Below are 6005 nucleotides of genomic sequence, written 5' to 3'. Positions count from 1 at the left end.
ACCTAACGAATACCGACGTGCTGCATAACGAAGATACCTCAGCTCTGGTAATACAAGCTGAGGTATCTAAACTAACTATTTTTTTGTTTTTTAGACTGTCCACTTGACAGGGAGCACTTCATAGGATCGACACGTGCTTTTTACTACAGAATTAAAGCTGACATGTCCAAACTAAAATCTAGCCACAAAAAATTCACGTTCTGCTGGGACGTTAAAACTCTTCAAAACTACTCCATTCTCGTCTCTTATTGTCAGCAGGTAAGGTACTGAAGTTAATGTGCTAATCGTAGGAAATCTGGCTACACCGAAATCATCGAAATCAGCGTTCACAGTTGTGGTACCATTTTTTAATGTAGCGGTCCAGCCCGAAGAATCTTTAGGTGTGCTATTCGTGCCTAAACTTGTAGCGAGAACCACAAATCTGTCCAATGTCTGTCTGATTCTCCGTTTCTTCCGGTTTGCAGCTGCTTTCACTCTTTTTGCCGCGAGAGCTCTAGCCGCCATTACGGCTTGCTTATTGACTGGCTTCTTAATCATTGCCATTTACTTCACCACTTTCTTTTTAAGATACGATAGTAAATGCAAGATTTGGAATCCTTGACCTCACTTTTACCTACTATTCTAGAAATGTACTTTATTCCTAGATTCATAGATTCGTACCCACTGGATCAGTGGTGCATATAATGCACTTGTGAGGTGATCCATTAATAAATGAGCCGACAATTGTGGCTAGAGCAATATAGTTCAAGAATCCATACGGTGCTAAGAAAAAGAATTCAACACTCCCAAGTCCGTCGCGGTACATCCGCTAAAATTCCTATCATTATCAAGTTCAAACAAAAAATGACCCCAGCACAGCTGAAATCATTACAAAAACATCTAGAATCACACGAATTTCCTATCAAACATCATCTCCCCATACTAAATTCTGTATCATCACGAGTTTCGATGAAATGTCTGAAACAGATGTGCAGTTGGCATGGAATCGATAAAATCTATGTAGACGGAATTAAAAAAACATCACTTTATATAGCGACACCATCCATCGGTTCTACATCCGTCCAAAAGAAACAGGGACTTACCGGAAAAGGAATCAACATTGCCATTCTTGACACAGGAGTGTATAGGCATCCTGATCTGATTCAGCCCTGTAACCGTATCGTAGCTTTTAAAGATTTTATCAATCATAGAAAACTTCCCTACGACGATAACGGCCATGGAACACATATCGCAGGCGATGCGGCAGGCAACGGATGGATGAGCAAAGGAAAATACAAAAGCCCTGCTCCAGAGGCAGGGATCGTCGGTGTTAAAGTACTCGATAAAAATGGCGACGGATATGACTCCACGATTATTAAAGGAATTGAATGGTGTATTGCAAATCGGAAGCGATTAAAGCTACGTATCCTTTCGATGTCATTAGGAGGTACGGTAAATTCACCTTGTGCTGACGACCCACTGTGCCAAGCCGTAGAAAAAGCAATAAAGGCTGGACTCACTGTTGTGATAGCAGCTGGAAATAGCGGCCCTGGACGCAGGACGATAGAATCTCCTGGTATTAGTCCTTCTGCAATTACCGTAGGTGCAGTGGATGATCGTCGCACGCTCACACAAAAGGACGACCGGATTACCTCGTATTCAAGCCGCGGACCTGCACCGGGATGGCGGAAGAAACCAGATCTCGTAGCTCCTGGTGAGACCATTATTTCTCTTCGTGCGCCTCACTCCAAGTTAGATCGCGAGCTTCCTTACTTGCGGATTGCTAAAAATTACTTTGTGCTGTCCGGTACCAGTGTCTCAACACCTATAGTCTCTGGTGTTATTGCGCAATTGCTGCAGAGAAATCCCTCACTAACTCCTAAGCAAGTGAAATCCATACTGAAAAAGAACACATTCTCTCTGAAACTCCACCCTAACACAGCCGGCTCTGGTGAGATCAATGCGAGATTTTTATTGTGATTTTGCTTCCTTCTTTAAAGCTGTGATAACAGAAACTGATAACACTTCAGTGAATTTACCCGTAGGCTCAATTTCTAATAAAGAAGATTTCAAATCCGCTTCGAATCGTTCTAAGTGATCTCCAAATAAGCGCTTTGAAGCATAGGATGTGGAATACAAATTGCCAAGAATCGAATCCACCGTCCATGTCACTGAATAACTCGGTAAAATCAATCTTTCCACATCCTTAAAACTAGATCGCGCAACAATATCCTAATGCCTTTCTTTAGGATGAGTATAGATGCTGTCTCCTGCTATTCTTTCGTTACCTAACCAGCGTTTCACTACTTCGTTTACCTTAAGCTGCCAAGATAATGGCTCTTGCCCTACATTAAAAGTATCAATAATTGCTAGACCGCCATTATTGTCCGAACTTTGGTATAGGATTTCAAGAATAGACGATCTATCCATCCAGTGAAACGCTTTGGCTAGGATGGTAAGACGGAAGGAACCCCAGTCGCTCTGCAACTCTTCTGCTCTACCAAGCATCCAACTAACGTTATCAACCCTATGGATTTTTGATAGACGATTAGCTTCTTCCAACATTCCACTTTCCGTATCTACACCTATCATTTCTTCAAACCAATCACTAAATCTTAGTCCCAGCTGACCCGTACCACACCCTAAATCAAGTAGACGGCCTTCTCCGTTAAGCGAAAACTTCTGAATTAAGAACCGAATAAGGGATGAAGGATACTGCGGTCGATATTTTGAATAGTACACTGCCGTACCTTTAAATAAATCCGGACCATATTCATTCATAGTTTCATCCTTCTCTTGTTTTCTAATAGGACAAAATCATAGCAGACATCCAACTAAAATAAAAGGCAGTTCGGTGTGAATCCGAACTGCCTTTTTATTTATGCTGATACGCCAATTCGCTGGATTTGGGCTCAAAGGATCAAAAAATCCGCATAGAAATGATTGACAAATAGGTCTGTTGCATATATGGTTAATTACATAACTAACTAACCAATGAACATGGCGGTGAATACATGGGAAGCTTAATGGATGATACTCGACCGATATTTATGCAGATCGCCGAACGCATAGAAAATGACATCATCGAAGAAACACTCTTGGAGGAATCACAGGTTCCTTCAACAAATCAATTTGCTGTTTTTTACCAGATCAATCCGGCGACGGCTGCGAAAGGTGTGAATTTGCTTGTCGACCAAGGAATTTTATACAAAAAGCGAGGTATCGGCATGTTTGTAGCTTCTGGAGCGCGCACAGTATTGATGGAGAAGAGAAAAGAGCAATTTTATGAGCAATATGTTGTAACTATGATCCGTGAAGCAGAGAAATTAGGAATTACGTTGGATCAATTAACGAAGATGATTCAGAGGGGAGATAATCGGTCATGAATGAAGTCGTTGAGATCAAGGGACTGACCAAGTCGTATGGAAAGGTAACCGTCATCCAAGACATTAGTTTTTCTTTAGAAAAGAACAAAATCTATGGTCTGCTTGGCAGAAATGGTGCGGGCAAAACAACAATCATGCACATGATTACAGCACAGTTATTTGCTACAAGTGGTGATTTGAAGGTGTTCGGGGAACATCCCTACGAGAATAACCGCGTACTCAATCAGATTTGCTTCATTAAGGAAAGCCAAAAGTATCCGGATACGTACCGTATCATCGATGTTCTAGAGGTATCCGAGTTATTCTTCCCTAACTTTGATCGGGACTACGCCCACTCCTTAATCAAGGACTTTAATCTCCCCTTAAAAAGAAGAATAAAGAAGCTGTCTAGAGGTATGCTCTCAGCGGTGGGCATTGTAGTAGGCCTGGCTAGCCGCGCTCCGCTGACTATTTTTGACGAACCTTATTTAGGTCTCGATGCTGTGGCAAGAAGCCTGTTTTACGATCGACTAATTGAGGATTATTCAGAATATCCGCGAACAGTTGTCTTGTCTACACATTTAATTGACGAGGTAAGCCAGCTATTAGAGCATGTCATTGTTATCGACAACGGTAAGCTGATTATCAATGAGGATGCTGAAGCTCTTCGCGGGCGGGCTGCTAAAGTTATCGGTGCGGCTGCGAAGGTCGAAGATTTAATCACCGGTAAAGAGATCATCTCTCGTGAATCCTTTGGCGGATTACTTTCTGCCACTGTTATTGGCTTAAACTCTACAGATCTATCACGTGCTGAGATGCTTGGTCTGGAGATCTCCCCGATATCTTTACAACAGTTAATTGTTCATCTTACAAACAGAAAATCCCAAGGGAAGGGAGTTGCAGTGCAATGAATCATATGACAGGGATATTGAAAATGCACTACAAGGATAAATGGTTTTGGTTGTTTATGCCTTGGATTATATTATTGTCCAGCTTTTTGGTTAATCTTGTCATAGCTATTTTCATGCAAGAACCAATGTATACCGGTGGCCTAGTCTCAATCTTTATTTATATGTTTGTCATAGGTATTATCATTTTGGTACAGACTTTCCCCTTTTCCTTGGGCTTAAGCCTACGGAGGACAGATTATTTCTTCGGAACATCCTTGATGGCCGTTGTAACAAGTGCCGGCTTCTCACTTCTTCTGTTCCTGCTATCTATTGTAGAAACCCAATTAACACCTGGATGGGGTGTGCAGCTACATTATTTTCACCTACCATACTTGAATGATGGTACTGTCCTAGAGCAGCTGTGGATCTATTTCATGATCATGTTGCATATGTTTTATTGGGGATTTGTTATATCCAGCATCTTCCGTAGATTTGGTAGAAGTGGCCTGTTCATTTTCGCGGCAGTCATGTTTATTCTGTACAGTGTCGCAGGATTGTTAATGACATATTATCAGTGGTGGGTAGATCTATTTAATTGGTTGGCCAGCCATACCGCATTTGAACTTGCCTTATGGAGTATGCCCTTGACGGTCTTGTATGCACTCTTATCGTTCTGGATGCTTCGGAAGTCTACAGTATAAGACTCTGCCTGGAATATTGTTAATATTATAGGGGGTACTGTATGGATTATGTGAGGGATTACGCCATGTATGCTTCTATATTCGGTATGTTTAGTTTTAGTTGGTTTAGTTGGGCACAAGAAAACCCCAGATCCAGCTGGCGAAAATATATTGGCATAGCTTCTGGTGTATCCCTTCTCGTCTGCTTGATTGGTGTCTATTTAAGCGTGACGAACTGGGATGCTCCCTCCGTATTAAATGACAAGACCTCTTTTGATAATTATCTAATTTCTGTCTATATTGAATTGTTTTTGGCTGGTGCTGGAGCTTCTATATTGATGAAATGTAAGTATAATGATTACGTTGCTCCTTGGATTGCCTTTATAGTAGGGATTCATTTTATTGGTTTAAAAAGTGTGTTTAACGATTTCAGTTTATACCTTTTAGCAGCATTTCTTGTTGCAACCTCTATCGTATCACTATTCATATCTAAAAAACTTAAGGTTGCAAACAGTGCAATTACAGGCATTGGTGCTGGGACAGTTTCGTTCGCCTTCGCTCTATTAGGGTTAATTCGATATTTATTAAGCTAAGTCATAGCAGGATCATCAGAACTTTCATGAGCCATCGGCTCACATCTCCGAATGAAAATGATATACCTTTATTCACCCATACCTTTCACTAAACTAGAGAAAGCCTGTAAATGATCAGCTTTTTGCACATGATATCTTCCTCATTAAGTTCAAAAACTGAGAATGTACAGGTATATCCTCACGGATGGCTCGATGATTTCTTCTGAAGTAAGGATTACTGCAGATTTGCAGGAATTAAGGTGTTAGCCACCCTCGTATTATTTATAAATGTAATTTTGTAGGCTGAGGCGACTATGGGAAATTTCCGGGGCAATTCTGGGGCATTAATGCCCCACTTTCTGCTTCTTCTCAGTTTAAATCACTGATATAGGGAATTGTAGACCTAGAATATAAAGTGGACACCTCGTTAAGAGATTAAGATAATGAAGATATCTAAGGAGGTGTTCACATGGGTGAACAGCGGCAGCGGTACAATGAAGAGTTTAGGAGAAAGACTGT

Annotated in this window: 8 protein-coding genes; 5 read left to right on the top strand and 3 right to left on the bottom strand. The window is 41.2% G+C overall.

Annotated elements, in window-relative coordinates; genetic code table 11:
- Positions 1-171 precede the first annotated feature (171 nt).
- Positions 172-543 carry a hypothetical protein gene (locus tag L1028_RS30700; RefSeq protein WP_234541936.1) on the bottom strand — a complete coding sequence of 124 codons (372 nt, stop codon included), beginning with the start codon at positions 541-543 and terminating at the stop codon, positions 172-174.
- Between the two features lie 405 nt (positions 544-948).
- On the opposite strand from L1028_RS30700, the gene L1028_RS30695 reads away from it, so the two are divergent.
- The gene (locus L1028_RS30695) at positions 949-1959 is read left to right on the top strand and encodes a S8 family peptidase (RefSeq protein ID WP_234541935.1); all 1011 of its coding nucleotides are present in this window, start codon (positions 949-951) and stop codon (positions 1957-1959) included.
- On the opposite strand, the gene L1028_RS30690 is transcribed toward L1028_RS30695, so the two are convergent.
- Both L1028_RS30690 and L1028_RS30685 read right to left on the bottom strand, forming a co-directional pair.
- Positions 1951-2172, bottom strand: coding sequence for a hypothetical protein (locus L1028_RS30690; RefSeq protein WP_234541934.1), 222 nt, complete (start codon positions 2170-2172; stop codon positions 1951-1953). The two genes, L1028_RS30695 and L1028_RS30690, sit on opposite strands and share 9 nt — an antisense overlap.
- Before the next feature lie 39 nt (positions 2173-2211).
- Complete coding sequence (locus L1028_RS30685) at positions 2212-2760, bottom strand: methyltransferase domain-containing protein (protein ID WP_234541933.1); 549 nt, start codon at positions 2758-2760, stop codon at positions 2212-2214.
- 233 nt (positions 2761-2993) lie between these two features.
- On the opposite strand from L1028_RS30685, the gene L1028_RS30680 reads away from it, so the two are divergent.
- Genes L1028_RS30680 through L1028_RS30665 form a run of 4 tightly spaced genes read left to right on the top strand, consistent with a single transcriptional unit; the run spans position 2994 to position 5507 of the window.
- On the top strand, positions 2994-3365 hold the full coding sequence (locus tag L1028_RS30680) for a GntR family transcriptional regulator (protein ID WP_042186911.1): 372 nt from the start codon (positions 2994-2996) through the stop codon (positions 3363-3365).
- Complete coding sequence (locus L1028_RS30675; protein ID WP_234541932.1) at positions 3362-4255, top strand: ABC transporter ATP-binding protein; 894 nt, start codon at positions 3362-3364, stop codon at positions 4253-4255. Before L1028_RS30680 ends, L1028_RS30675 begins: the two co-directional genes overlap by 4 nt.
- Positions 4252-4935 (top strand): hypothetical protein, encoded by a 684-nt coding sequence (locus L1028_RS30670; protein ID WP_234541931.1) that lies wholly within the window; start codon positions 4252-4254, stop codon positions 4933-4935. The genes L1028_RS30675 and L1028_RS30670 overlap by 4 nt, the downstream gene beginning before the upstream one ends.
- 41 nt (positions 4936-4976) lie before the next feature.
- Complete coding sequence (locus tag L1028_RS30665; RefSeq protein ID WP_234541929.1) at positions 4977-5507, top strand: hypothetical protein; 531 nt, start codon at positions 4977-4979, stop codon at positions 5505-5507.
- The last annotated feature ends 498 nt before the right edge of the window (positions 5508-6005 follow it).

The sequence above is a fragment of the Paenibacillus pseudetheri genome (assembly GCF_924513355.1).
Classification (GTDB): domain Bacteria; phylum Bacillota; class Bacilli; order Paenibacillales; family Paenibacillaceae; genus Paenibacillus_AQ; species Paenibacillus_AQ pseudetheri.
Note: the sequence above shows the minus strand (reverse complement) of the source record. Positions and strands in the feature narration are given on the sequence as shown.

Coding starts and splice junctions, on each gene's coding strand:
- L1028_RS30700 (WP_234541936.1), bottom strand. CDS start 543: ATGGCAATGATTAAGAAGCCAGTCAATAAGCAAGCCGTAATGGCGGCT.
- L1028_RS30695 (WP_234541935.1), top strand. CDS start 949: ATGAAATGTCTGAAACAGATGTGCAGTTGGCATGGAATCGATAAAATC.
- L1028_RS30685 (WP_234541933.1), bottom strand. CDS start 2,760: ATGAATGAATATGGTCCGGATTTATTTAAAGGTACGGCAGTGTACTAT.
- L1028_RS30680 (WP_042186911.1), top strand. CDS start 2,994: ATGGGAAGCTTAATGGATGATACTCGACCGATATTTATGCAGATCGCC.
- L1028_RS30675 (WP_234541932.1), top strand. CDS start 3,362: ATGAATGAAGTCGTTGAGATCAAGGGACTGACCAAGTCGTATGGAAAG.
- L1028_RS30670 (WP_234541931.1), top strand. CDS start 4,252: ATGAATCATATGACAGGGATATTGAAAATGCACTACAAGGATAAATGG.
- L1028_RS30665 (WP_234541929.1), top strand. CDS start 4,977: ATGGATTATGTGAGGGATTACGCCATGTATGCTTCTATATTCGGTATG.